Annotated in this window: 22 protein-coding genes; 10 read left to right on the forward strand and 12 right to left on the reverse strand. The window is 65.7% G+C overall.

The window, feature by feature from the left end; translation table 11 throughout:
* Positions 1–48: 48 nt before the first annotated feature.
* Positions 49–282: a hypothetical protein gene (locus DCM80_RS10050; RefSeq protein ID WP_257196815.1), complete on the forward strand. Its 234-nt coding sequence runs from the start codon at positions 49–51 to the stop codon at positions 280–282.
* Positions 283–302: 20 nt separating this feature from the next.
* Here DCM80_RS10050 and DCM80_RS10055 read toward each other — a convergent pair whose 3' ends face one another.
* Complete coding sequence (locus DCM80_RS10055) at positions 303–1166, reverse strand: LysR family transcriptional regulator (RefSeq protein WP_257196816.1); 864 nt, start codon at positions 1164–1166, stop codon at positions 303–305.
* Between the two features lie 112 nt (positions 1167–1278).
* Here DCM80_RS10055 and DCM80_RS10060 point away from each other — a divergent pair, with 112 nt between their 5' ends.
* Entirely contained in the window at positions 1279–2190 is a 912-nt protein-coding gene (locus tag DCM80_RS10060) for a DMT family transporter (RefSeq protein WP_257196817.1), read from the forward strand.
* Between the two features lie 168 nt (positions 2191–2358).
* Here the strand turns inward: DCM80_RS10060 and DCM80_RS10065 are convergent, their stop codons facing one another.
* Positions 2359–3129 (reverse strand): TIGR02186 family protein, encoded by a 771-nt coding sequence (locus tag DCM80_RS10065; protein ID WP_257196818.1) that lies wholly within the window; start codon positions 3127–3129, stop codon positions 2359–2361.
* A complete protein-coding gene (locus tag DCM80_RS10070) occupies positions 3126–4043 on the reverse strand; it encodes a sulfite exporter TauE/SafE family protein (protein WP_028134026.1) in 918 nt (305 codons plus the stop codon). Before DCM80_RS10070 ends, DCM80_RS10065 begins: the two co-directional genes overlap by 4 nt.
* Before the next feature lie 603 nt (positions 4044–4646).
* On the opposite strand from DCM80_RS10070, the gene DCM80_RS10075 reads away from it, so the two are divergent.
* Positions 4647–6611: a carbohydrate porin gene (locus tag DCM80_RS10075; RefSeq protein WP_257197917.1), complete on the forward strand. Its 1965-nt coding sequence runs from the start codon at positions 4647–4649 to the stop codon at positions 6609–6611.
* A 223-nt stretch (positions 6612–6834) separates the two neighbouring features.
* On the opposite strand, the gene DCM80_RS10080 is transcribed toward DCM80_RS10075, so the two are convergent.
* The gene (locus tag DCM80_RS10080; protein ID WP_257196819.1) at positions 6835–8910 is read right to left on the reverse strand and encodes a methyl-accepting chemotaxis protein; all 2076 of its coding nucleotides are present in this window, start codon (positions 8908–8910) and stop codon (positions 6835–6837) included.
* Positions 8911–9151: 241 nt separating this feature from the next.
* Here DCM80_RS10080 and DCM80_RS10085 point away from each other — a divergent pair, with 241 nt between their 5' ends.
* Positions 9152–10447, forward strand: coding sequence for a hemolysin family protein (locus tag DCM80_RS10085; protein ID WP_257196820.1), 1296 nt, complete (start codon positions 9152–9154; stop codon positions 10445–10447).
* Positions 10448–10715: 268 nt separating this feature from the next.
* On the opposite strand, the gene DCM80_RS10090 is transcribed toward DCM80_RS10085, so the two are convergent.
* The 3 genes from DCM80_RS10090 to DCM80_RS10100 all read right to left on the reverse strand — a co-directional run bounded on the left by DCM80_RS10090 (position 10716) and on the right by DCM80_RS10100 (position 13815).
* Complete coding sequence (locus tag DCM80_RS10090) at positions 10716–10955, reverse strand: PilZ domain-containing protein (protein WP_257196821.1); 240 nt, start codon at positions 10953–10955, stop codon at positions 10716–10718.
* A gap of 94 nt (positions 10956–11049) precedes the next feature.
* Positions 11050–12738 carry an FMN-binding glutamate synthase family protein gene (locus DCM80_RS10095; protein ID WP_373569398.1) on the reverse strand — a complete coding sequence of 563 codons (1689 nt, stop codon included), beginning with the start codon at positions 12736–12738 and terminating at the stop codon, positions 11050–11052.
* 303 nt (positions 12739–13041) lie between these two features.
* A complete protein-coding gene (locus tag DCM80_RS10100) occupies positions 13042–13815 on the reverse strand; it encodes a ferredoxin--NADP reductase (protein ID WP_028133978.1) in 774 nt (257 codons plus the stop codon).
* 383 nt (positions 13816–14198) lie between these two features.
* Between DCM80_RS10100 and DCM80_RS10105 the strand changes: the two genes are divergently transcribed.
* Positions 14199–15002, forward strand: a complete 804-nt coding sequence (locus DCM80_RS10105; RefSeq protein ID WP_257197919.1) for a RimK family alpha-L-glutamate ligase — start codon at positions 14199–14201, stop codon at positions 15000–15002.
* Between the two features lie 371 nt (positions 15003–15373).
* Here the strand turns inward: DCM80_RS10105 and DCM80_RS10110 are convergent, their stop codons facing one another.
* Positions 15374–15574, reverse strand: coding sequence for a hypothetical protein (locus DCM80_RS10110; RefSeq protein WP_257196822.1), 201 nt, complete (start codon positions 15572–15574; stop codon positions 15374–15376).
* 546 nt (positions 15575–16120) lie between these two features.
* Between DCM80_RS10110 and DCM80_RS10115 the strand changes: the two genes are divergently transcribed.
* The 4 genes from DCM80_RS10115 (at position 16121) to DCM80_RS10130 (ending at position 21096) form a co-directional block, all read left to right on the forward strand.
* Positions 16121–17122 carry an NADP-dependent oxidoreductase gene (locus DCM80_RS10115; protein ID WP_257196823.1) on the forward strand — a complete coding sequence of 334 codons (1002 nt, stop codon included), beginning with the start codon at positions 16121–16123 and terminating at the stop codon, positions 17120–17122.
* Positions 17123–17275: 153 nt separating this feature from the next.
* Complete coding sequence (locus DCM80_RS10120) at positions 17276–18142, forward strand: cysteine rich repeat-containing protein (RefSeq protein ID WP_257196824.1); 867 nt, start codon at positions 17276–17278, stop codon at positions 18140–18142.
* 195 nt (positions 18143–18337) lie between these two features.
* The gene (locus DCM80_RS10125; protein ID WP_257196825.1) at positions 18338–19486 is read left to right on the forward strand and encodes an FAD-dependent monooxygenase; all 1149 of its coding nucleotides are present in this window, start codon (positions 18338–18340) and stop codon (positions 19484–19486) included.
* Positions 19483–21096: a benzoate-CoA ligase family protein gene (locus DCM80_RS10130; protein WP_257196826.1), complete on the forward strand. Its 1614-nt coding sequence runs from the start codon at positions 19483–19485 to the stop codon at positions 21094–21096. The genes DCM80_RS10125 and DCM80_RS10130 overlap by 4 nt, the downstream gene beginning before the upstream one ends.
* A 167-nt stretch (positions 21097–21263) precedes the next feature.
* On the opposite strand, the gene DCM80_RS10135 is transcribed toward DCM80_RS10130, so the two are convergent.
* Positions 21264–21776: a MarR family winged helix-turn-helix transcriptional regulator gene (locus DCM80_RS10135; protein WP_257196827.1), complete on the reverse strand. Its 513-nt coding sequence runs from the start codon at positions 21774–21776 to the stop codon at positions 21264–21266.
* Positions 21766–22398 carry a maleylacetoacetate isomerase gene (gene maiA / locus DCM80_RS10140; protein ID WP_257196829.1) on the reverse strand — a complete coding sequence of 211 codons (633 nt, stop codon included), beginning with the start codon at positions 22396–22398 and terminating at the stop codon, positions 21766–21768. Before maiA ends, DCM80_RS10135 begins: the two co-directional genes overlap by 11 nt.
* A gap of 175 nt (positions 22399–22573) precedes the next feature.
* On the opposite strand from maiA, the gene gtdA reads away from it, so the two are divergent.
* Positions 22574–23614 (forward strand): gentisate 1,2-dioxygenase, encoded by a 1041-nt coding sequence (gtdA, locus tag DCM80_RS10145; RefSeq protein ID WP_257196831.1) that lies wholly within the window; start codon positions 22574–22576, stop codon positions 23612–23614.
* A gap of 112 nt (positions 23615–23726) precedes the next feature.
* Here gtdA and DCM80_RS10150 read toward each other — a convergent pair whose 3' ends face one another.
* Positions 23727–24545, reverse strand: coding sequence for an ABC transporter permease (locus DCM80_RS10150; RefSeq protein ID WP_257196832.1), 819 nt, complete (start codon positions 24543–24545; stop codon positions 23727–23729).
* Complete coding sequence (locus DCM80_RS10155) at positions 24538–25311, reverse strand: ABC transporter ATP-binding protein (RefSeq protein ID WP_257196833.1); 774 nt, start codon at positions 25309–25311, stop codon at positions 24538–24540. The genes DCM80_RS10150 and DCM80_RS10155 overlap by 8 nt, the downstream gene beginning before the upstream one ends.
* Positions 25312–25522 lie beyond the last annotated feature (211 nt).

Raw genomic sequence — 25522 nt, forward strand, 5'->3', positions numbered from 1 at the left:
TGCTAGATTACGAAACAATTCAGCCATCAGTGTGGAGAGGAGACGATCATGAGACTGATGATTGACATCGCCGCTGCGGCCCTGCTCGTCCTCTGCATCAGCGCCTCCGGCGCGGCGTTTGCCGCCGGCAAATCCGGCCGCAGCGCCGATGGTCTCAGCTGCGGCTTCACGGCCCCGCAGAAGGCCTCGCCCGCGGCTCGCTGCGCTGCGATCAAGCGCCAATGCGGCGGCAAGTTCTATGCGAATGCGTGCGGGGATAAACTGCTGTCGGCGGCGAATTGAGCGCCTGACCTCGAGCGGGCTCAAGCCGCCTTCGCCTGCACCGCATCGCAAAATTCGGCGAGACGATCCGCAAGCCGCAGCGTGGCCGGGCTCGCATCCGGCGCAGCCATCAATGCGACCTCGGTCTTGTTGATCGGTGCAAAACCTTCCTTCGCCGTCAGCACGCGGTGATCGGACTGGATCGACATCTCCGACAGGATGCTCAGCCCCATGCCGGCGGCGACCGCGGCCTGGATGCCGGCGAGGCTCGAGGAGGTATAGGCGGTGTGCCAGGCCCGGCCCGCGCTTTCCAGCGCATGGATCGCGCCGGCGCGGTAGATGCAGCCGAGCGGAAAGCCGATCAACGGCACCGAGGGAACGTCGACATCGACGGGATGGCTCTTGCTGGTGACCCAGTGCACCCGCTCCGGCCACACCGCGATCGCGCCGTTCGCGCCGGCCTCGCGCTTGTAGAGCGCAAGGTCGAGCTCGCCGCGCTCGAGGTCGCGCGCCAAGTGCTTGCTCTGGTCCGCCCGCACGTCGAGCCGCAGGCCGGGATGCGAGCGCGCGAACGCGCCCAACAACTTGGTCAGCCGGTACGCCGCGAAATCCTCGGGGATGCCGAGCCGGACCGTGCCTTCGCCATCCGGCCGGCGCAGCACGTCGCGCGCCTCCTCCGCCAGCGAGAGCAGACGGCGCGCATAGGAGAGCAGCCGCTCGCCGGCCTCGGTCGGCCGCACGCTCTTGCCGTCGCGATGCAGCAGTACCTGGCCGATATCGTCCTCCAGCCGCTTGATCTGCTGGCTGACGGTCGACTGTGTGCGGTGGACGCGCTCGCCGGCGCGGGTGAAGCCGCCGGCCTCCACCACCGAGACGAAGCTGCGCAGCAGCTCAAGATCCAGCATTGCCGCTTTCATTCGAAAATCAACTGATCGGAAGTTAATCATTTAATTTCCAAATGACAAGCGGCGTCCCTAGATCGAGGGCCGGAACAAGAACATCCCGAGAATGCCCCTCATGTCGCTCGCCCCCTCGATTTCGGTCCCAGGCACCCGCTTCAACACGCTGCCGCTCGCCATCGGCCTGTTCTGCCTGCTCTGGAGCTACGCCTTCGTCGCGGGCAAGATCGGCGTCACCCATTGCCCGCCGCTGATCCTGCTCGCCGCGCGCTTCTCGCTCGCCGGCATCTTGATCCTGGGCGCAACGCTGATCCGCGGCGATGCCTGGTCACTCTCCTGGCGCGATGCCGCGATCTTCGCCGTGCTCGGCATCGCCAACAACGCGCTTTATCTCGGTCTCGGCTACACCGGCCTGCAATCGGTCTCCGCCGGCCTCGGCGGCCTGATCGTCTCGGCCAATCCGGTATTCACAGCCGCGTTGGCAGCGCTGCTGCTCGGTGAAGGCATGACCTGGCGCAAGGCAAGCGGCCTCGTGCTCGGCGTCGTCGGCGTGACGGCGATCGTCTGGCATCGTCTCTCGGTCGGCACCGACTCGCTGCACGGCATCCTGTTCACGCTGGCCTCGCTCGCCTCGCTCGTCGCCGGCACCATCCTGTTCAAGCTGCTCGCGCCGAAGGGGTCGTTGTGGATCGGCAACGGCGTGCAGAACCTGGTCGCCGGCATCGTGCTGACGCCGGTCGCGCTCACTTTCGCCGACATTCACGCGATCGATGTCACACCGAGCCTGATCGGCGCCTTTGCCTTCCTCGTGCTCGGCGGCTCGATCCTCGCCTACTGGCTCTGGTTTCATCTGCTGAAAGTGTGCGGCGCCACCGCCGCCAGCGCCTATCACTTCCTGATGCCGCCGCTCGGCATGCTGTTCGCGTATCTCGTTCTCGGCGAGCACGTCGAGGCGCGCGATCTGCTCGGCATCATTCCTGTCGCGCTCGGCATCTATCTGGTGACGCGGCCGGCGAGGGTGTCGGCGTGAGCAGGGCGCCACAACCTCAACTGTCATCCCCCGGCTCGACCGGGGCATCCAGTACGCCGCGGCGGTTGTTGTGAGCGAGCTCTCCGACGAAGGCCTCTGGAATACTGGATCGCCCGGTCAAGCCGGGCGATGACGAGCGAAGAGGGATGCGCACGGAGTGACGCGCCCTCAATCCTTCCTGAACACGATCGACGCCATCCAGCCCGTCATCAGTGCCATCGCCACCGTGGCGAGGCCGTACAGGAACCCGTTGTGCCGCGCGGTCGTGGCGACGAACTGCTCGAAGCCGACCTTGACGATCTCGAACGCGGTCTCGGTCTTGCCGATGAACGCGCCGTTCGCGAACAGCTTGATCTCGACCTCGTAGGTCCCGATCGGCACCTCCGCCGGCAGCGGAATGCCGGTCCGGAACAGCGTCGGCGTCAGGAACGTCACCGCGCTGCCGTCTTCGCGATAGAGCCCGCGCTGGGTACGCAGGCGGATGAAGGCCGAGCGGAACGCGTCGTTCGGCACCACGTCGGCGAAGTCGCCGCTGACCCGTTGCGTCAGCAGCACGTTGTTCAGCCCGATTTGCTGCCGCCGTGCGATCTCGGGCGAGGTGATCGTTTCGAAGGGACGGTTGGCGAACAGCGCCAGATAGCTCGGCACCTGCAGGAACTGACGGTAGTCGGTGTTGATCCAGATTCCGAAGGTACGTTCCTTCCGTCGCGTCACCATGTCGGCGCGCGGGCCCATCACGGTGACGACGAGATCGTAGGCGGTGCGGTCCGCCGGCGTCGTCGCATCCTTCTCCACCGAGCCGAACAGCACCAGCTCCTCGCCGGAATAGTTCGGTGTCACCGTGACCCGGTGGTTGGAGACCGACACGATCAGCCGCTCGGCGCGTGCGGCGCCGCCGAGCAGCAGGACGAGAAGGATGGCGAGAAGCGTGCGCATCATCCGCTCACTCCCAGCTCGCGGATGGTGAAGAGGTCCGAGGGCTGGATCACCAGCTCGATTGCGAAGCGGATTCCGACCGAGAGGATCAGCAGGCCGAGCAGCAGGCGCAGCTGCTCGCCGCGGATCTTCTGCCCGGCGCGGGCCCCGAACTGCGCACCGGTGACGCCCCCGATCATGAGGATGAGCGCCAGCACGGCGTCGACCAGGTGATTGGTCGCCGCATGCAGCATGGTCGCGAACAGCATGGTGACCAGCGTCAGCACCATCGAGGTCCCGATCACCGTCGAGGTCGGCACCCGCAAGAGATAGATCATGATCGGCACCAGGATGAAGCCGCCGCCGATGCCCATGATGGCGCCGATGAAGCCGATCACGATGCCGACCACCACCACCGGGATGACCGAGAGATAGATCTTCGAGCGCTTGAACCGCATCTTCAGCGGCAGGCCGTGGATCCAATTGTGCGTGCGGCGCGGCGGCAGCGCACCGCGACGGGTCCGCATCAGAGCGCGCAGGCCTTCCGAGAACATCAGGCTGCCGACGGTGGTGAGCAGCACCACGTAAGAGAGCGCGATCATCAGATCGAGCTGGCCGAGCGCACGCAGCTGCGTGAAGGTCCACACGCCGAGCGCCGTGCCGGTCACGCCGCCGCAGAGCAGGACGCTCGCCAGCGCCGGATCGATCGCGCGCCGCCGCCAATAGGACAGCGCGCCGGAAAACGAGGAGGCCGCGATGTGGCTGGTGACCGAGGCGACCGCGACCGCGGGCGTGATGCCGATGAAGATCAGCAGCGGCGTCATCAGGAAGCCGCCGCCGATCCCGAACATGCCCGAGACGAAGCCGACCGCGGCCCCCATCGCCAGCACCAGCAAGACGTTGACGGGAAGATCGGCGATCGGAAGATAAAGCTGCATCGAAGGACCACGCTCCGGCGAGACGGACGATTGCGCAAATGCCCGCCGGACGGTCGGAACGATTGCCGCGTCCCTCAATAGCGGAATTCGGTGCGGGGAGGGACCCTAGAATTCGGGCGTGGTGAATGGGGGCGCGAGTGGTGATATCGCGATCGTCACCACAACGAAATCTGCGCTCCCTCCCCCGCGTGCGGGGGAGGGTTGGGGAGAGGGTATCTCCGCAGTGGGACTCCCCAAGAGGAGAGAGCCCCCACCCCGGCCCTCCCCCGCAAGCGGCATGAATGACCCCGCCCGGCTGTCCCCCCGGGCGGGGTCATTCATGTTGGAGCCCGCTGGATTGTTGCAGTCTCGTCATACAGCGGTGCGATCCATCCTCAGGGGCGATCCAGATTTAGTTGCTATTGCGAATTAGTCGCAATAAGACTTATCGCAGGGTCAGCAGCTTGGGACGAAGTCGGCTCGGCCGAGGTCATCTCGGCGGCGCGCAGGCGCCCAAGATTGATGACAAGGCCGCCGCAAATCGGCAGGGATGTCGCGGCGGATGGATGACATTCGCGTTTGGGGGCGTGCGTTTTGACGTTGAGAGATCACCGCTACAGGACCTTGCGGACGGCCGCGGCGATTGCCTCGGGCGTGCTGGCTTTTCCCGCAACCGGCCGCGCGGCCGATCTGCCGCTCAAGGCGCCGGCGCTGAAGGCGGTCTACGACTGGACCGGCCTCTATATCGGCGCGCATGCCGGCGTCACCCGCGGCACGTCCACGGCGACGCTGACCGATCCCACATTCGCAACCGACAACAACGTCTTCACCGGCGCGACCGGCGGCGTCCAGGCCGGCTACAATTGGCGCCTCGCTTCGGGCCTGCTGCTCGGCGTCGAAGGCGACATCTCCTTTCCGAATTATCTGCCCTCCAACCACGTCGTGTCGTCGACGGGGACCGCGCTGTCCTTCGCGGAGGAACGCTGGGACTATGTCGCGAGCCTGCGCGCGCGGCTCGGCTATGCCAGCGGCAATTGGCTGGTCTACGCCACCGGCGGCGCGGCCTTCACCGGCGAGCGTTTCCTCTCGACGCCGAACGGCGGCACTGAAGAGAAGGTGCTGCACACGCGGTTCGGCTGGACCGCGGGCGGCGGCGTCGAATACGCCTTCGCGCCGCATTGGACCACGCGGCTCGAATATCTCTACAGCAAATACGACAACGCCAGCGTCACCTTCCCCTCGGGCGGGCAATATTCCTCGTCGATGGATCTTCACAGCCTGCGGCTCGGCCTCAATCGCAAGATCGACTGGCCGGGCGTGCCGACCTACAACCCGAAGTCGGATGTGACCGACACCGAGTCCAGCCGCTGGGAGATTCACGGCCAGTCGACCGCGCTGGGCCAGGGCTACCCCGCGTTCCGCGCGCCCTATACCGGACCGAACAGCCTGCTGCCGTCACCGGATTTTCAGCAGACCTGGAGCAATTCGCTCTATCTCAATGCGCGGCTATGGGACGGCGGCGAGGTCTACTTCAACCCCGAGCTGCTGCAGGGATTCGGTTTCAACAACACGACGGGCGCCGCCGGCTTCCCCAACGGCGAAGCGCAGAAGTCCGGCTTCCCCTATCCGCACTTCAACGCCTCGCGGCTGTTCGTGCGACACACCTTCGGCTTCGGCGGCGAGCAGGAGGAGCTTGCCTCCGGGCAGCTCCAGCTCGCGAGCAAGGTCGACGTCTCGCGCCTGACCCTGCAGGTCGGCAAGTTCTCCGTGGTCGACGTGTTCGACGGCAATTCCTACGCGCACGATCCGCGCAAAGACTTCATGAACTGGTCGATCTGGGCCTCCGGCGCCTTCGACTACGCCGCCGACAAGCTCGGCCTCGGCTACGGCGCCACGGCCGAATTGAACCAGAAGCAATGGGCCCTGCGCGCCGGCTATTTCCTGATTGGCGCGGAATCGAACTCCAGCAATTTCGACATGAATGTCGGTCGCCGCGGCGAGTATGTCGCGGAGCTCGAGACCCGCTATTCGCTGCTCGGCCAGCCCGGCAAGCTGCGCGTGCTCGGTTTCGTCAACAGCGCGTTCTCCGGCAGCTACCGCGAGACGCTGGACAATCCCGCGTTCGGCGTCGACATCAGCCAGACTCGCCGCGGTCGCATCAAATACGGTTACGCGCTCAACCTCGAACAGGCCGTCATCGACGACATCGGCGTGTTCGGCCGCTGGAGCTGGAACGACGGCCGCAACGAGATCATGGCCTTCACCGACATCGACCGCAGCCTGTCCGGCGGCGTCTCGGTGAAAGGCACGAGGTGGGGCCGGCCCGACGATGTCGTCGCCATCGCCGGCGCAGTCAACGCGCTGTCGCAGGACCATCGCGACTTCATCGCCGCCGGCGGCCTCGGCCCGCTGATCGGCGACGGCCGGCTCAACTACCGCAGGGAACGCGTGCTTGAGACCTACTACGCCTATGCGCTGAACAAGGCGCTGACCTTCACCGCCGACTACCAGCTGATCGTCAACCCCGCCTACAACGCCGACCGCGGCCCAGTGTCGGTATTCTCAGGACGGCTACACGGCGAGTTCTGAGCAGCGACTGGGGTGCCATTTGAGCGCGCGCCTCGTCCTTCGAGACGCCCGCTTGCGCGGGCTCCTCAGGATGAGGCTAAGCAACATCAGTATTCGTTGAAACTGCAGCCGCACGTTCCGCCCTCATCCTGAGGGTCCGCCAACGGCGGGCGTCTCGAAGGATGGCCACGGGCGAGATCGCTCCCATATGCGATTGCCCTGCCCGCAAGCGGGAGAGGTGAACCTACGCCGCGCGGATCGCGTCCAGGAACTTGCCGACCTCGACCTTGAGACGGCTGCTCTCGCCGGACAGCGATCTCGCGGACGTGAGCACGTTGGCCGAGGCCGAGCCGGTCTGGCTGGCGCCGCGCTGCACGTCGACGATGCTGGCGGAGACCTGCTGGGTGCCGCGTGCGGCCTGCTGCACGTTGCGGGAAATCTCCCGCGTCGCCGCGCCCTGCTCCTCGACCGCCGAGGCGATCGCGGAAGCGATCTCCGACATGCGGGTGATGGTGTCGCCGATCGCCTTGATGGCGCCGACGGACTCCTCCGTCGCGGTCTGGATTCCCGAGATCTGCTGGCTGATCTCGCCGGTCGCCTTGGCGGTCTGCTCGGCGAGCGCCTTGACCTCGGAGGCGACGACGGCAAAGCCGCGCCCAGCCTCGCCGGCGCGCGCCGCCTCGATGGTGGCGTTGAGGGCGAGAAGATTGGTCTGGCCCGCGATCTGGCTGATCAGCTCGACGACATCTCCGATCCGCCCTGCGGCCTTGGCGAGCTCGCCGACATGGTCGTTGGTCCGCCCCGCCTGCTGCACCGCCTCGCCGGCGATGCGCGCGGAATCCTGCACCTGGCGGCTGATCTCGTCGACCGACGAGGCCATCTCCTCGGCCGCCGCGGCAACGGTCTGCACGTTGGTGGAGGCCTGCTCGGAAGCGGCCGCGACGGTTGCGGTGACCTTCTCCGATTGATCGGCCGTGCTCGTCAGCGTGCCCGCGGATGCTTCCAGCTCGGACGAGGCCGACGACACCGTGTTGATCACATCGCCGATCATGGCTTCGAACTCGCGCGCGATCTGATCCATGCGCTGGCTGCGCCGGAGCTTGGCCTCGGCCTCGGCCGCAGCGGCCTCGTCGGCGGCCTTCTTGGCGAGCAGCGAATCCTTGAAGTGCTGCAGCGAGCCCGCCACCTGGCCGATCTCGTCGTCGCGACCGGTCGTGGGGATCTCGACATCGTGCCGTCCGGCGGCGAGCGTTCCGATCACGTCCGCGATCCGGCCGAGCGGGGTCACCACGCGCTTGCGCAGCATCATGGTGACGCCACCGAGCGTTCCGAGCAGGGCCAGCACGGCGACGCCGGCCAGCGCGAGCATCGCGAGGGCGCCGTTCCGCGCCGCCGTGGCGCGCTCGGCCGCTTCGGCCAGCGCGGCGTCGCGCACGCCGTAGAACATTTGGATGGCAGGAACGATGACCTTCGCCAGCTCCTCGGCGTTGACGCCATACTTGCCGTCGCCGCGGGCCGCGGACATCTCCTGATCCACGACCGGGCCTGCTTTTCCGAAATAGGACTCCGTCGCCGCCTTCAGCGCGGCGGCGATCCGGGGCGGATTGCCGAGCTGCTGCATGCCGGCCTCGATGCGCTCGCGGTCGGCTTCGACGCGTCCCTGCATGCGGTCCATCAACGAGATTTCGGCCGCCTGCAGCGGTCGGCGTGCCGACAACGCCGGCGACAAGGTGGCGGCGCGGCTGCCGGCCGAGACACGCAGATCCTGCGCGGTTCGCGCCAGGCTGAGGAGCGCTGCCAGCGAGGAATCGGCGTTGACGACCTGGCCTTCGAGCTGGTTCATGATCGGCTCGATGTTGCTGATGACCTCGGCAACGGCGGGAAGGAAGCCCTTGACCACAGCGCTGTCGCGCGCCGCCAGGGGGACACTCATCGCGCGATCTGCCGCCGTGTAGACGTCCTTGAGCCGTCGGGCGGCGCGATCCAGGGCGTCGATCATCCCTGCGCTGTCATCGAGCACCATGATGGCGCGCCTTGCCGCCTCGAATCCGGCATCGGCCGCTTTGGCGGCCTTCCCGGTAACTTCGATCTGGGCCGGTGTCGCAGCGCCTTCCTGGAAGATCGGGGAGATGTAGGGCGCACGAAGTCCGGCGACGTGCTGGCTGACGGTCAACATCGCACCGAAGGCGTCGACCGTCTTGATCGCGTCGGAGCGGTTCGTGAAGATGCGCGTCTGGGGTATCAGCACCTCGGCGCCGAGGACGACCGCAAAGACCGTCACCGTCAGCATCGACAGTGCAAAAAGCTTCCCGATTCGCATCTTGGGTCTCCCGACTACATTTCTGCTATGTCGAAAACCTAGCTGCCGGCCATGAAGGGGGCGTTAAGCATCGCTCCGTAGTTCCGCGGAGTGTCAGGCCGTCGCGGATCCCGGGGAGGACTGCGTCGCTTTGGGTTCCGCCCGGCAGCGGAGGCGGTAAAATTGACGGCATTTCCGCTCTGAATACCTATATCGAGGCAGTGCCGATCATGCGGCCACACCCCCTTACCTTGGAATCGCAATGCTCTCGCTCGAACTCGTCATCGTCGTCGTCCTGATCGTGATCAATGGCCTGCTGTCCATGTCCGAGCTGGCCGTGGTCTCGTCACGTCCGGCGCGGCTGTCGCTGCTGGCGGCCAAGGGCGTGCGCGGCGCCGAGCGGGCACTGGCGCTGGCGGCCGATCCCGGCAAATTCCTCTCGACGGTGCAGATCGGCATCACGCTGGTCGGGGTGCTCTCCGGCGCGTTCTCGGGCGCGACGCTCGGACAGCGCTTGACGCAATGGCTGCTCGAGCTCGGCTTCTCCAAGGGCATTGCCGACATCGTCGGCGTCGGCCTCGTCGTCACCCTCATCACCTACGCCACCCTGATCGTCGGCGAGCTGGTGCCGAAACAGGTGGCGCTGCGCGACCCCGAAAGCATCGCGGTGAGGGTCGCCCCCGCGATGCACGTGCTCGCGAAGGTCTCGCTGCCGCTGGTGTTTCTGCTCGACGTCTCCGGCAAGCTGATCCTCACCTTGCTCGGCCGCGGCGGCAAGGCCGAGGAGAAGGTCTCGGAGGACGAGATCCATCATCTTGTCAGCGAGGCCGAGAATGCAGGCGTGCTCGAGCCCGGCGAGAAGGAGATGATCGCCGGCGTGATGCGGCTCGGCGACCGGCCGGCCGGCGCGGTCATGACGCCGCGCACGGAGGTCGACGAGATCGACCTGAGCGCCCCGCCTGAGGAGATTCGCGAGATCATCGCCAACAGCCCGCACTCGCGCTTTCCCGTCTCCGACGGCGACCGCGACAAGCCGATCGGCGTGCTGCAGGCCAAGGACCTGCTGGTCGCCTATATGAACGAACGCAGTCCCGACCTGCGCGCGCTGGTGCGCGAAGCGCCCGGCATCCCGGCGTCGGCGGACGCGCGCGACGTGCTGACGATTCTGAGGACCGCTCCGGTTCATGTCGGTTTCGTCTACGACGAATACGGTGGCTTCGAGGGCATGGTGACGGCCACCGACATCCTCGAGTCGATCGTCGGCGCCTTCCATTCCGAAGCGGGACCGCCGGAGCCGGCCTATATCAGGCGCGCAGATGATTCGTTCCTGATCTCCGGCTGGATGCCGGTCGACGAATTCGGCGATCTGCTCGGCATCGAATTGCCGCCGCACCGCTACAACACGGTGGCGGGCCTCGTGCTACAACAATTCAGCGCGCTGCCCGAGGCCGGCGACGCCTTCGACTTCGGCGATTGGCATATCGAGGTGGTCGATCTCGACGGGCGGAGGATCGACAAGATCCTGGCGAGCCGGTTGAGCGAGGTCGAGACTGGGTGAATTGAGCGAGAGCGCGAATGCGTACGCAGGTGCGGCGCATGCTGCCGCATCCATCTCCGCTCGTCGTCCCGGACAAGCGCACCCTGAGCGCGCGCAGATCCGGGACCCATACTCCCGGGACGTGATTGGGCGAAAGCTAGCCGTTCGGTATTGCTACCAACTGCGACCGATAGATCACGCGGTATGGATCCCGGATCTGCGCTCCGCTCCGCTGCGCTTGTCCGGGATGACAGTTGAGCTTGCAGCACGCACTCGCGCCCAACTCACCTCACCCGAACCTCACGCCAATCCGCTTCTCCTTGCGCCAGACCACGGTGCATGACAGATGCGTTGCATCCGCCGGAACGAACAGGATGAAACGCTCGGGAATGCCGAGCGGGCTGGTGACGTCGAGCGCGGCGCCGGTGTCGGACAGGTTGCGCACGGTGCAGTCGATCGCGCCGCCGCCGAACTCGATCGTTCCGGCCTTCAGCACGCGATGCCTTGCCTTGTCGCGCCGTTCGTCCATGGGTCCAACTTACACCCAAAGTTGAACCAACCGTTAAAAGCCCGCCGCGCTCCCGCCGCACCTTGCGCACGCCGGTATCGCGGTGGGGCAACTGCTACAGCGCCGGCTGGAACGTGTCCGCCCGTGCCAGGCGCCAGGCGTCGCTGAAGCGCGGGTCCGCGGTGCCTTCGAGCAGCTCGCCCGGGCGCAGCTCCGGATAGAGCTGGGCAAAGGATCGCACCTGGGTCGTCGAGGTCCGCTGGCTGAAATGGATCGGTCGCAGCTGCTGCGGATGCTCGAGGCCGGCCGCGGCGATCAGCTCGGTCAGCGAATGCAACGTCGCGTGGTGATAATTGTGCACACGGTCGATCTTCAGCGGCACGTAGAGCGCACGCGCGCGTGTCGGATCCTGCGTCGCCACCCCGGTCGGACAGCGGTCGGTGTGACAGCTCAGCGACTGGATGCAGCCGAGCGAGAACATGAAGCCTCGCGCCGAGTTGCAATAGTCTGCGCCGATCGCCATAGCGCGCGCCATGTCGAAGGCGGTCGCGATCTTGCCGGATGCCCCGATCTTGATGCGGTCGCGCGCATTGATGCCGATCAGCGCGTTGTGGACGAAACTGACGCCCTCGCGCATCGGCATGCCCAGATGATCCATGAATTCCAGCGGCGCCGCACCGGTGCCGCCTTCATTGCCGTCGACGACGATGAAGTCCGGATAGATGCCGGTCTCGAGCATCGCCTTGCAGATCGCCAGGAATTCCCAGGGATGGCCGATGCAGAGCTTGAAGCCGGCCGGCTTGCCGCCCGAGAGACGGCGCATCTCGGCGATGAACTGCATCATCCCTGACGGGGTGGAGAACGCGCGGTGCGAGGCCGGCGAGATGCAGTCCTCGCCCATCGCGACGCCGCGGATCTTGGAGATCTCCTCCGAGACCTTTGCCGCCGGCAGCACGCCGCCGTGGCCGGGCTTGGCGCCCTGACTGACCTTGAGCTCGACCATCTTGATCTGGTCGTCGCTCGCGACGCGCGCGAACGCCTCGGGATCGAAGGTGCCGTCGAGATGACGGCAGCCGAAATAGCCGGAGCCGATCTCCCAGATGATGTCGCCGCCCATCTCGCGGTGATAGGGGCTGACGCCACCCTCCCCGGTGTCGTGCGCGAAGCCGCCCTTCTTGGCGCCGGCATTGAGCGCCCGCACCGCGTTGGGGCTGAGCGCGCCGAAGCTCATCGCGGAGATGTTGAAAACCGAGGCCGAATAGGGCTTCTTGCAATCGGGACCGCCGATGGTGATGCGGAATTTCTCCTGGGCATGCGTCTTCGGCGAGACCGAATGGTGCATCCACTCATAGCCCTCGCGGTAGACGTCCTCCTGGGTGCCGAACGGGCGCTTGTCGAGCTCCATCTTGGCGCGCTGATAGACCACCGCGCGGGTGTCGCGCGAGAACGGCATGCCGTCCTTCTCGCTCTCGAAGAAATATTGCCGCATCTCGGGCCGGATTTCTTCGAGCAGGAAGCGGATATGCGCGGAGATCGGATAATTGCGCAGCACCGCGTGGCTCTTCTGCAGGAGATCGCGCACGCCGAGCAGCGTCAGCGCGCCGAAGATCAGGATCGGCACCAGCATGATGTCGAAGATCTTGCGGTCGGCGAGGCCGATACCGATCAGGAGCGCGGTGACGACCGCGCAGATCGTCAGCACGATGAAGCGCGGCGAGAAAGGCAGCAGCAGGGTCTCCATGATCCCCTCTTCCGCCAGCGGCAGGCGTTTGGGGGCTTGCTGCGTCTTGTTGTCCTCGGCCACGATCCGATCCTCTCGCCAGAAGGCGCTACAATACGCCTCCACCGGTCATACGGATATGACGCGGCCCTTGTTTCAGGCTAGCGAATTCGGCCGAGACAAATCAATCAGCCTGATGGCGGTTTTGCGGTGCAGCAGAGGGGCGGGATGGAGGCGGCAGTCGATCCTGAGCAGACGCCGCGATGGGTCGCCAGTGGGACGCACGCACTTCCACATATTCAGTTGTCGTCCCGGGCAAGCGTAAGCGCCGACCCGGGACGACAGCTGAGTGGATAATTAGGCGTTCGGCACGATGGCGTGCGGCGGTTACCGCTCGACGAACGCCTTCTCGATCACGAAATGGCCGGGCTTGTTGCCGCTGCCCTCGATGAAGTCGCGGCTCTCGAACATCACCTTCAGCTCCTCCAGCATCGCCGGGCTGCCGCACATCATGATGCGGTCGGTCGCGATGTCGAGCGGCGATTGCCCGATGTCGTTGAAGATCTGCTCGGAGCTGATGAGGTCGGTGATGCGGCCGCGGTTCTTGAACGGCTCGCGGGTCACGGTCGGATAGTAGACGAGCTTGTCCGCGAGCAGCTCGCCGAACAGCTCGTCCTCGCGCAAGGTGGCGACGAGCTTCTCACCATAGGCGAGTTCGGAGACCTGGCGGCAGCCATGCACCAGCACGATGGACTCGAACTGCTCGTAGACCTCGGGATCCTTGATCAGGCTCGCGAACGGGGCAAGGCCGGTGCCGGTCGAGAGCAGCATCAGCCGCTTGCCGGGAAGCAGGTTGTCGGTGATCAGCGTGCCGGTCGCCTTGCGGCCGACCAGGATGGTGTCGCCTTCCTTGATCTTCTGCAGGCGCGAGGTCAGCGGGCCGTCCTGCACCTTGATCGAGAAGAACTCGAGCTCTTCCTCGTGATTGGCGCTCGCCATGCTGTAGGCGCGCAGCAGCGGACGGCCGTCGACTTCGAGGCCGATCATGGCGAACTGGCCGTTCTGGAAGCGGAAGCCGGTGTCGCGCGTGGCGCGGAAGCTGAACAGCGTGTCGGTCCAGTGCTGAACGGAAAGAACCTTCTCTCGGTAAAACGCGCTCATGATTTTCGATATTCCGAATTATTGCGGTTTTCGGGCAACAGCGTTGCCCAGCCCCGAACACAGGGCGGACACCATTGCCATGGCGGAGGATTTCGCGTGTGTGATCTACGCCATTGAGACCAATAATCAACCTCGTTTCGGCGGCAATTGATGCCGATCAAACCGGCATTTGCGGCGGAATTGGACGCATCATTAATGAATCTGCTGCCTCGCCTGCAGGACAGGCAATTTCTTTTCCCTCCGGGGCTCGATTGCAGCACTTAATTTCCGTCGCGCTCGCAAGAATTTCATTAAGAATAGCTCTGATTTTCCGCGCGATTGACGCCGTTGCCCGCATTTTTGCGGCTTTCGGCGACGGGGAACGACAAGACATGACAGGCGATTTGGCAGGCGGCGAGCGCATCTTCGTGCAGGCGATCCGGCGCTATTGCACGGACCACGGCATCGCCGTCGATGTCCGTGCCGGCGGCTGGCTGATCGCGATGCGCCGGGGCCAAAAGCGCCGCTTCGCCTTCGGTTACGACATCGGCCTCAACAGCGCGATCGCGCACCGTCTCGCCAACGACAAATCGGCCACTGCCGAGGTGCTGAGGCTGGAGCTCGTGCCCTGCATTCCGCACCAGCTCTTCCTCAATCCGAAGCTGGGCAGCAACGTGGTCGGCGCCGGCTGGCGGGAGGCCATGCTCGAGCTGCTTGGCGACAATCCGCAAGGGGTGGTGGTGAAGCCGAACGAGGGAACATCGGGCCGCTCGGTGTTCAAGGTGGCGACCGAGGCAGAACTCGACCGCGCGGCCAATGAGGTCTTCTCGATGAGCACCGGACTCGTGATCACGCCCTATGTCGCGATCGAGGACGAGGTGCGTGTGGTGCTGCTGGATGACGTGCCGCGCGTCGTCTACAGCAAGCGGCGCGGCACGGATTGGCGACACAATCTCGATGCCGGCGCAAGGCCGATGCTGCTCGAGGATGGCGATGTCCGCACGGCCTGCGTCAAGCTCGCGGTCGACGCCGCGCGCGCCATCGGCATTGTCTTTGCGTCGATCGACGTGGTTCGCGTCGACGGTGCATGGCGCGTGCTCGAGATCAATTCCGGCGTGATGATGGAGGCCCTGGCGAAGCTGCATCCGGAGCTGGTGCAAGCGACGTACGACGCGGCGCTGGACCGGGTGTTCGAGCCAGAGCACTGAGCCGCCAGCGCCGGCCGCCGATATCCTGCGATAGCCAATCGGCAAAATGGAACGAGGCCCGGAATACCGAGCCTCGTTACCCCGGCAACTGCATCGAGTTTCAGAGAGAGCCGTCAGGCTCCAAGACGTTATCGCACGTCCTGCTCGTATCGGTTGCGCCAGCGCAAACAACAAAGAGATACGGCGACGCGCACGCTGCGATTCTCGCAAGACCGCATCGGCCGCCGACAGGCTCCCGGTCCGCTAGATCAGGCAGGCGAGAAAGACGACCGCCCCGCTGAGGACGACTGCGACGGACCAAAATGCCGGGTCAAACGGCTCGGTGGCAACGCCGCTCTCGATTCTGCTCACTCGCATCGCGGATCTCCGGGTCAGGGAGCGGCGACGATGGACAAAGCGCTCAGAACCACCGGCTTGCCAGGCTTGAATACGGCGGTTCTCTCGATCGATACGGTTCTCGCGCCGGCGTGGAGGGAAACGGCAAGACCGGCGACGGCCGTACCAACCAGCAGCGCGACGATGACGATCCGCGCGTGAGTGGCGCGGTCGGCGCTATAAATCGAATGATTCATTGGGCTCTCCGAACTCTGTTCCGCAAGGCATTGTTAAACGGAACCGCCGGGCCGCGCGATTGAGCGGCTTATCTTAGGGCGAGTCCCCTAAGTAGTCTGCCGGAGAGAATTCAACCTCCGAAGTTGCAACGTCAACGTCGCACCGTCCGCTTCGCAACAAGAAATCCGCGACTCCCATCTTTCGGACTGCGGACAGGAACGAAGCGCACCAATTGGCTTTGGCGATGTTCGCTCTCGCCTGTACGGCCGTGACACTGGTGGCGGGGCAGCTTTACATGCAGCAGCGCATGGATTTGCGGACTTTCACCGGCAGACACGAGCCGGCGCGATCGCTGGGAGTTTGGCCGGCTGCGGCGATGCGCGGTGATGCAAGACCAGATTTCGTCGGGACGAGGCGGCCCTGGTGTCCAGCCGTTGGCAGGATGTTCCCGTTGTGAAAGCGAACGCGGCGCTCTAGCCTTCGTGCGGCGCGCAACACATGCGGCTCGCACGTCTCGTTTGCGGCGGCTGCACAATCATCGTCAAGACATCAATGAGGGAAACGCCATGAGCGGCAACGCCAATCGCCAGATCCTGCTGGTCGAAAAACCCGGCGGCAAGCTCGGCCTCGAGCATTTCAGGATGATCGACGGCGCAATGCCGGAACCGAAAGACGGCGAAGCCCTGCTGCGCGTGCGATACATTTCACTCGACGCCGCCAACCGCGCCTGGATGCACGGGGCGACCTATCGCTCCGCGGTCGAGGCCAACAGCGTGATGGCCGGCGGCGCCATCGCCGAGGTCGTCAGCTCGAAGGCGCCGGACCTGGCTGCCGGCGACATCGTGTTCGGCGACGCCGGCTGGCAGGAATACGCCGCGGTGCCGGCGAAGCATCTCACCAAGATGCCGAAGCTCGAGCCGATGACGCATCTGCTCAGCGTGTTCGGCATCGCCGGCCTCACCGCCTATTTCGGCCTGCTCGATATTGGCAAGCCCAAGGAGGGGGAGACCGTGGTGGTCTCGGCGGCGGCGGGCTCGGTCGGCTCCATCGTCGGGCAGATCGCCAAGATCAGGGGATGCCGCGTCATCGGCATCGCAGGCGGCGCCGACAAGTGCAACTGGCTCACCTCCGAGCTCGGCTTCGATGCCGCCGTCGATTACAAAGACGGTTCATTGTTCAAGGCGCTGCGTGCGGCTGCTCCTGATGGCATCGACGTCTATTTCGACAATGTCGGCGGCGACATTCTCGAAGCCTGCCTGCCGCAGATGAACAATTACGGCCGCATCGCCTGCTGCGGCGCGATCTCGCAATATGACGGCGTGCCCGCAGCGCACGGCCCGCGCGGCGTGCCGGGACTGATCGTGGTGAAGCGGCTCGTCATGCAGGGCTTCATCGTGATGGACTACATGAAGGAGAGCCAGCGCGCGCTCGCCGATCTCCAGGCCTGGGTCAAGTCCGGCAAGCTGAAGGTGCAGGAAGACATCATCGCCGGCCTCGAGAATACGCCGAAGGCGCTGATCGGATTGCTCGCCGGCGAGAACCGCGGCAAGCGCATGGTCAGGCTCTGACCACGCCGGCACATCGTCATCGCGGCGTCACAATCTGCTTGCGGTAGCAGCCGAAGCGGCCAATGATATCGCTCGCGAAGCATCACTCGCGACGATTGCGCGCGACCTTGATAAAGCGTCGAACAATATCGACAGGGGCAGGAATTCATCCGGATGGTCAACACGTTGAAACAAGTCGCAACGCGCAAGGCGTTGCTGGCGGCGGCACTGTTCGCAACTGCAACAGGAGCGTTCGCGCAAGCGCCGACCGACGCCCAGAAGAGCGCCATCCGGTCCGCGTGCCGCTCGGACTTCATGGCGCATTGCTCGAGCGTGACGCCTGGTGGCGCCGAAGCGGTTCAATGTCTGCAGAAGAACCTGTCGAGCCTCTCGTCGGGATGCCAAACCGCGGTTCGCGCGATCGCTCCGCCGGCGGCGCCGAAGACCGAAGCGGCGCCCACTCCGCCGAAGACCGAAGCTGCACCCAAGGAAACGGTCAAGGAAGCGGCCCCCAAAGCCGAGCCGGCGACGGCACCTGCCGCACCGAAGGCTGAATCCGCTCCCGCTGCGAAGCCGGCCGCAGCGCCACCGGCGCCGAAGGCCGCCGCGCCCAAGCAGCCCAGCAGCGCGCAGCTTGCTGCGATCAAGAGCTCCTGCCGCGGCGATTATCCCAAGGTCTGCGCCAGCGTGCCGCCCGGCGGAACGGCCGCGCTCGAATGTCTGGAGAAGAATAAGGCCAAGGTCTCGCCAGCCTGCGAGAAGGCCGTGAGCGCTGCGACCGGTGCTGGCGCGGCCGCCACCGCTGCGCCGCCGGGGGGCGCGGCAGCCGCGCCTGCCGCGGCGCCGACCGTGCTCGTGCTGCGTCCCTTGCGGCCGCGCGAACAGCTGTTCGTCGCCCAATCGGCCTGCGGCGCCGACATCCGCACCATCTGCGCCGGCGTCGAGGCCGGCGGCGGCCGCATCGTTCAGTGTCTGGCCAGCAATGCCGCGTCGCTGTCACCGGCGTGCAGGGACGTGCTGGCGCGATTCGCGGCGCGATAGCCCGCCTGACCCGCGAATAGCCAAGCCGGCGCGGTTTGGCTATGATTCGGATCTAACGGTTCGGATGCTCGCAAAACGTGTGTCCGACGATGAGTTTCGGCGCCCGCTCGGCGGATAATTCCGCTGGCGCCGGACGCCGGAGCACATTAGTCTACCTCTAGATAGTAAGCATACTGTCAATTAGGGAGGCAGACGTTGCGGATCGCCGTGATTGGCGGGGGGCCCGGTGGGCTCTACTTCGCCTATCTCTGGAAGAAGCGTCATCCCGAGGACCAAGTCGACCTGTTCGAGCAGAACCCGGCCGACGCGACCTGGGGCTTTGGCGTGGTGTTCTCCGACCAGGCGCTGGAATTCCTGCGCGCCGACGACCCCGAGACGGTCGACGCGATCGCGCCGCACATGGAGAGCTGGGAGAACATCACGCTGAACCTCGGCGGCGACAGCGTCGCCATCGACGGGGTCGGCTTCTCCTCGATCGGGCGGCTGGAGCTGCTGCGATTCCTGCAGCAGCGCGCGCTCGACGTCGGCGTCACGCCCCGCTTCGACACGCAGATTCACGCCATCGACCAGCTCCATGGCCACGATTTGATCGTCGCCGCCGACGGCCTGAACTCGCTTGTGCGCCGCGCCTATGAGGGCGATTTCGGCACCTCGCTGTCCTACTCCTCCAACAAGTTCGTCTGGTACGGCACCTCGAAGCGCTTCGACACGCTGTCGCAGACCTTCGTGAAGACCGACCGCGGCGCCTTCAACGCCCATCATTACCGCTACTCGCCGGCCATGAGCACCTTCCTGGTCGAATGCGACCACGCGACCTGGCAGGCCTATGGCTTCGCCTACAAGGACGTCGAGCAGTCCAAGGGCGTCTGTGAGGAAGTGTTCGCGGACACGCTTGGCGGCCATTGCCTCGTCTCCAACAAATCGGTCTGGCGCAACTTCCCCTGGGTCTGGAACGAGCATTGGTCGTTCAAGAACATGGTGCTGCTCGGCGACGCCCTGCACTCGGCGCATTTCTCGATCGGCTCGGGCACGCGGCTTGCCATCGAGGACGCCATCGCGCTGGTCAAGGCGCTGGAATCGGATGCGCATCTTGCGACCGCCCTGCATCGCTACCAGGCCGCGCGCAAGCCGGTGGTGCAGAAGCTCGTCAACGCCGCGCGCACCTCGGCGTTCTGGTACGAGCACTTCGCCCAACACATGAAGCTTTCGCTGATGGATTTCGCCTACAGCTACATCACCCGCTCCGGCCGTATCGACGATTCCCGGCTGCGTGCGATGTCGCCGGCCTTCATGGCCCGTTACGAAGCGGCCAAGGGTGGAAACAACGGCGGAGACGAGGCATGAGCGACGAGATTCGCGACCGGGTGCCCGCCGACAGCGCGGGGGCACGCGAGATCGGCTTTGCCGTTCCCGAGGTCTACAACGCCAGCCGGGTGCTGTTCGACAACCTCGCCAAGGGCCGCGGCGACAAGCTGGCGCTGTTGGGCCCCGCGGGCACGCGGACCTATGCCGAGCTGTGCGCGGAAGCCTGCCGCTGGGGCAACGGCTTTGCTTCGCTCGGCCTGAAGCGCGGCGACCGCGTGCTGCTGTTCCTCGACGACACGCCAGCCTATCCGGCCGCGTTCTTCGGCGCGGTGCGGGCCGGCTTCGTGCCGCTGCTGATCAACACGCTGACGCCGCCCGACCTGCTGCAATTCTATCTCGCCGATTCCGGGGCGGAAGTTGCGGTGGCGGACGCCGAATTCTGCGCGCGCTTCAATGCGGAGGCCTGCAAGGACACCAGGCTGCATACGCTGATCGTCGCCAACGGCGCGGTGGGCGATCACGCGGCGCCGAGAGCGGTTGCGGCGGCCGACTGGCTGGCGCAATTCCCGACCCAACTGGCCGAAGCCTCCACGCATCGCAACGAGATGGCGTTCTGGATGTATTCCTCCGGCTCGACCGGCCGGCCCAAGGGCATCGTGCATCTCCAGCACGACATGGCCTACAGCGATCTCGCATTCGCGCAGAACATCCTGAAGCTGACGCCGGACGACATCTGCTTCTCCGTGCCGAAGATCTTCTTCGCCTACGGCTTCGGCAATTCCATCACCTTCCCGTTCTCGGCGGGAGCTGCGACGCTGCTGCTCCCGGGCCAGCCGAAACCCGCCGCGATCTTCGCCGCGATCGCGCAGCACAGGCCGACGGTCTTCTTCGGCCTGCCGACGCTGTATACGGCGCTGACCAAGGCCGAGGGCGCGGACAAGACCGACTTCTCGTCGCTCCGCATGGCTCTCTCCGCCGCCGAAGTGCTGTCGGCCGAGGTCTTCAACGGCTGGAAGGCGCTCACCGGCCTTGAGATCGTGGAAGGCCTCGGCTCCACCGAGGTGCTGCACATCTATCTCTCCAACCGGCCCGGGCAGAAGAAGCTCGGCGCCGCGGGCCTGCGCGTCCCCGGCTACGAGGTCGCGCTGCGCGACAAGGACGGTCGCGAGGTCGGCGACAACGAGGAAGGCATCCTGTGGGTCCGCGGCGATTCCAACACGCCGCTGTACTGGAACCGGCCGGACAAATCCGCCGAGACCATCCGCGAGGAGGGCTGGATCTACACCGGCGACCGCTTCGTCAGGGATTCCGACGGCTTCCACTTCTTCCGCGGCCGCGCCGATGATCTGATCAAGATCTCCGGCCAATGGGTCTATCCGCTCGAGGTCGAGCTGTGCCTTGCCGACCACCCCGAGATCCGCGAATGCGCGGTGTTTGCCGCCGAGCTGCCGGATCGCCGCATGACGCTGAAGGCGGTGGTGGTGATGAACAACCGCGCTGCCAACCAGGGTGACACGACGCGGCGGCTGCAGGATTACGTGAAGGGCAGGCTGCTGCCCTACAAATATCCGCGCGAGGTCATCTTCATCGACGAGCTGCCGAAGACCGGCACGGGGAAGATCGACCGGCAGGCGCTGCTGAGAATGTGAGGCGAGGACGGCTGATCCACGCACCGCAATCGTAGGGTAGGCAAAGCGAAGCGTACCCACGACTTCGGATCCGTTTGAGAGAGATCGTGGGCACGGCGCAAGGGGCGCCTTTGCCCACCCTACGAGATCTGAGCATGGGCGCGCGCGTCGCCCCACTCACTTCCCCCTCATCCCGTCTTGCCCAGATGCTCCAGCGCATCCTCGGCCCGCAGCGGCACGCGTGAGGCCTCGTTGTTGAGGTCGACGAGCTGCGACAGGAGCCCCATCAGCGTCTTGCGGTCGGCCGGCTTCAGCGGCTCCAGCATGCGCGCCTGGGCGCGCTCGACGGCGGGGATGATCTCGCGCAGGATCGCCGCGCCTGACTTGGTCAGATAGAGCAGCTTGATGCGCTTGTCCTCGGGCGCCGGCTTGCGCTCGACATAGTCCTTGGCCTGCAGCCGCTCGATCACGCTGCCGAGCGTGGAGCGGTCGAAGGCGATCACCGCCGACAGCCGCGTGGCGTCGATGCCGGGATGGGTGTGGATCGCGATCAGCGCCGCATATTGCACCGGGGTCAGGTCGAACGCCTTGCACTCCTCCATGAAGATCGAGACCGCGATCTGCTGCATGCGCCGGAACAGATAGCCCGGCGCGGCATAGACAGCGTCGATCGTGATCGGAGCGGCAGGCTTACTCGGCATCGGGCTGCTTCTCCGGCGCAGCTTCGGCGAACGCCGGCAGCGCCTTGGCGGCGGCTTCGGCCTCGAGCAGGCGCGGATAGGCCGAGACGTCGACGCCGAAGCGGCGCGCATTGGCGAGCTGCGGCACGAGACAGAGATCGGCCAGCGTCGGCGCATCGCCGAAACAGAACGGGCCCGGCTCGTCCTTGATCAGGATCTCGCAGGCCGCCAGGCCTTCGCGGTTGGCCCAGGCGGCCCAGTCCTGGACCTTGTCCTCGGCCAGGCCGAGCTCGCGCAGCCGCGCCAGCACTTTCAGATTCTGCAGCGGATGGGTGTCGCAGGCGATCGCCAGCGCAAACGCCCTCACCTTGGCGCGCTGCAGCGCATCCGTCGGCAGCAGCGGCGGACGGGGATGCGTCTCGTCGAGCCATTCGATGATGGCGACCGATTGCGTCAGCACCGTACCGGCATCGTTCTCCAATGCCGGCACCAGACCTTGCGGGTTGATGGCGAGATAGGCGGGCGCGCATTGCTCGCCCTTGCGCAGATGATGCGGCAGATGCGCGGCCTTGAGGCCCTTCAGGTTCAGCGCGATCCGCACCCGATAGGCGGCGCTGGAGCGGAAATAGCCGTGCAGCTTCATCAAGACCTCCCTCTTTCCGTCATTCCGGGGCTCGCGAAGCGAGAACCCGGAACCTCGAGATTCCGGATTCGATGCTATCGCATCGCTCCGGAATGACAGCAACAACATCTGCCAGCATTGACGGTACCTAGATCGTCAGTATACTGTCAATCAACAAACGATCGGGAGCGCCGCCATGGAAGCCGTGACCAAGACGCCGGAACGGGAAGCGTTCTACAACAAGATCGACGGCGAAAACCTCACCGCGCTGTGGACGGTGATGAGCGATCTGATCACGCCGGAGCCGAAGAGCGCCTGCCGGCCGCATCTGTGGAAATTCGACGTCATCCGCGACTATATGATCGAAGCCGGCAAGCTGATCACCGCCCGGGAAGCCGAGCGGCGCGTGCTGGTACTGGAGAATCCCGGCCTGCGCGGCCAGTCCAAGATCACGACCTCGCTCTATGCCGGCGTGCAGATGGTGGTCCCCGGCGACGTCGCGCCTGCTCATCGTCACAGCCAGTCCGCGCTGCGCTTCGTGCTCGAAGGCAAGGGCGCGCACACCACGGTCGACGGCGAGCGCACCGCGATGGAGCCGGGCGATTTCATCATCACGCCGTCGATGACCTGGCACGATCATTCCAACGAGACCGACCAGCCGATGTTCTGGCTCGACGGCCTCGACATTCCCATGGTGCAGTTCTTCGACTGCTCGTTCGCGGAAGGATCGAAAGAGGACCAGCAGAAGATCACCAGGCCCGCCGGCGACAGCTTTGCGCGCTACGGCCACAATCTGCTGCCGGTCGACGTGAAGCGCTCATCGAAGACCTCGCCGATCTTCAGCTATCCCTATGCCTATACGCGCGAGGCACTGGAGAAGGCCAGGACCAGCCAGGAATGGGACGCCTGCCACGGCCTGAAGCTGAAGTTCAGCAACCCCGAGACCGGCGATTTCGCGATGCCGACCATCGGCACCTTCATCCAGCTGCTGCCCAGGGGCTTCAAGACCGCGCGCTATCGCTCGACCGACGCGACCGTGTTCTGCCCGATCGAAGGCAAGGGCCGCAGCCGCATCGGCGATGCCGTGTTCGAATGGGGCCCGCGTGATCTGTTCGTGGTGCCGAGCTGGCAATGGGTGACGCACGAGGCGGACGATGACGCGGTGCTGTTCAGCTTCTCGGACCGCCCGGTGCAGCAGAAGCTGGATCTGTTTCGCGAGGACCGCGGCAACGCGTGACGGTCTCGTAGGGTGGGCAAAGGCGCAACGCGCCGTGCCCACGTCTTCTCGTGATCGTGAGAGGTGGTGGGCACGCTTCGCTTTGCCCACCCTACGCCGGCGGTGATCGCGGCTACCGCCAGTGCAACAACCGCATCTCCAGCCAGCCGATCACCTTACCGATCGCGAGCCCGAACACCGACAGGATGACGACGCCGGCGAGCAGCTGATCGGTCTGCATGAGATTGCCGGCCTGGAGCACGAAGGCGCCGATGCCGTATTGGGCGCCGATCATCTCGGCGCTGACGACGAGCAGCAGCGCGACGGAGGCGGTGATGCGGAAGCCGGCGAGGATCGCGGGCAGCGCGCCGGGCCAGATCACCTTGCGCACGATGGTGGCGAAGGGAACGTTGAAGCTCTGCGCCATGCGGATCAGGTTGCGCGGCACGGCGTCGACGCCGCTATAGACCGAGATCGCGGTCGAGAAGAACACCCCGAGCGCAATGGTCGCGATCTTCGGCTCCTCGCCGATGCCGAGCCAGAGGATCAGCAGCGGCAAGAGCGCGATCTTCGGAATCGGGAACAATGCCGAGATGAAGGTGATGCCGACGCTGCGCGCCAGCCGCGACAGGCCGATGGCGAAGCCGACGGCAACGCCGGCGGCCGTGCCGAGCAGCCAGCCGACGCCGATGCGCAGCAGCGAGGCGGACACATGCTGCCAGAGCGCGCCGGAGATTGCGAGCTGATAGATCGCCCGGACGATTGCAGCAGGCGTCGGCAGAAACAGCGCATTGACGAGCCCGGCGCTGCCGGCGGCCTGCCAGATCGCGATGACGAGGGCGAGCGCGATCCATCCGCCGTAGCGGCTGCTCGCGGGCACGAAGCCGGCGCCGCGGAAACCGACGCGCCGCGTCGCCTCGTCCTTTGCAGGGAGGCCCGCCCGATCAAGCATGCTGGACCTCGCGCTCGGCATCGATCGCCTCGTTGCGGATCAGCGACCATATCTGGGTCTGCACCGCCAGCAGCTTCTCGCGCGCCGCGGCTTCGCCGCGCTCGATGCGCGTCATCGGCACGGTCACGACCTCACGGATGCGGCCGGGCCTGCGCGACAGCACCACGATGCGATCGGCGAGCCGCGCCGCCTCTTCGAGATTATGCGTGACATAGACAGCGCCCATGCCGCCATCGGCCAGCAGGCGGACGAAATCCTCCATCAGCAGCTCGCGGGTCTGCGAATCCAGCGCCGACAGCGGCTCGTCCATCAGCAGGATGGCCGGTCGCACCGCCAGCGCGCGCGAAATGCCGACGCGCTGGCGCATGCCGCCAGAGAGCTGCTTCGGATAGGTCTTGCGGAAATCGGTCAGGCCGGTGCGGTGCAAGGCATCGTCGACCAGCGCGCGGCGCTGCGTCGCCGAAAGCTGGGCATGCAGCAGCGGGAATTCGACGTTCTGCTCGACCGTGGCCCAGGGCAGCAGCGCGAAATCCTGGAACACGAAGGTCAGCGGATTGAGGCTGTCCGCCGGCGGCGAGCCGCGCAATTCGGGCGCGCCGGACGAGGGCTGCAGCAGCCCGCCGAGGATCGACAGCAGCGTGCTCTTGCCGCAACCCGAGGGCCCGACGACCGCGACCACCTCGCCGGCGCCGACGGTGAAGGAGACGTCATCGAGCACGGCGAGATCGCCGAAACGATGGGAGATGTGGCTGGCGATCAGGTCCATGTGCCGCGCGTGCGCTCTTCACCCTCCCCTGGAGGGGGAGGGTCGGCTCGCATGTCGCGAAGCGAAATGCGAGCCGGGGTGGGGTGACGGTCTATCCACGATTGCGCTGACAATGCCCGCCCTCGAACTTTCCGCGGGTGCTCGGGGCGAATGACGGACGGACCGCCGCCCTGGCTCACCCCACCCCGCTCGCACCGGACGATGCTGCGCA

Source organism: Bradyrhizobium sp. WBOS08, from assembly GCF_024585125.1.
GTDB lineage: Bacteria > Pseudomonadota > Alphaproteobacteria > Rhizobiales > Xanthobacteraceae > Bradyrhizobium > Bradyrhizobium japonicum_B.